The organism is Gordonia sp. UBA7860 (genome assembly GCF_002500165.1).
Lineage (GTDB): Bacteria > Actinomycetota > Actinomycetes > Mycobacteriales > Mycobacteriaceae > Gordonia > Gordonia sputi.
Genome location: NZ_DLSO01000055.1, coordinates 2,331 through 2,987, shown reverse-complemented (window position 1 = coordinate 2,987; position 657 = coordinate 2,331). Strand labels below are relative to the sequence as shown.

The following is a 657-nucleotide window of genomic DNA, read 5'->3' as shown; positions in this document are numbered from 1 at the left end:
AGTGAGACCGCGCTGCTGGCAGAGATACGTTCGCTGCTGATCGACCTGCTGATGGTGTGTGGTCTTCGACGCTCCTCCGCGCAGGCGACGCTGCGCTGAGCGTCAGGCCTTGCCGTCGATCGCGCGCTGCCCCAGAGCGAAGATCGGCACCGACACCGCGACGCAGCCGATCGCGCCGTCGACCCCGATCAGTGCGCTCGCCCCGGCCGCGGCGACGACGATGAGACAGACGCCGAGCGCGATGCGCGGGACCAGCCGAAGGCGGCGTCGTGCTTTCGGCGACATCCAACGCACTGGTCCGGAAAGCAAGAGCGGTGCTCTCCTTTGTCTGAAACAGCCTTGACGCGAAGGTTTAGGCGACCCTAACCCTTGTCATATATGCGAGAACATGCATATATTGGCGAGACCATGGGTCACTCGCATACACACACGCACTCGCACGGCGCCGGCGCCGCGACGTCGAATCGGCGGATCTGGCCGATGGTCGTCGCCGTGGCGATGATCGGAACGTATTTCGTCGTCGAGCTCAGCGTCGGAATCGCCGTCAACTCGCTGGCCTTGATCGCCGACGCCGGGCACATGCTGACCGACGTCGTCGCACTGTTGATGGGTCTTGTCGCTCTGTTGCTCGCGCGCCACGGATCGACGACGGCCGAG

The 657-nt window shown here is 64.7% G+C and carries 2 protein-coding genes; one reads left to right on the top strand and one right to left on the bottom strand.

Annotated features, from left to right (window positions below; translation table 11 throughout):
• Positions 1-102: 102 nt before the first annotated feature.
• Positions 103-309, bottom strand: a complete 207-nt coding sequence (locus B3T59_RS08015) for a hypothetical protein (RefSeq protein WP_287001952.1) — start codon at positions 307-309, stop codon at positions 103-105.
• A 99-nt stretch (positions 310-408) separates the two neighbouring features.
• Here B3T59_RS08015 and B3T59_RS08010 point away from each other — a divergent pair.
• Positions 409-657 (top strand): cation transporter (locus B3T59_RS08010; protein WP_287001951.1); only part of this gene is annotated, 249 nt, incomplete at its 3' end.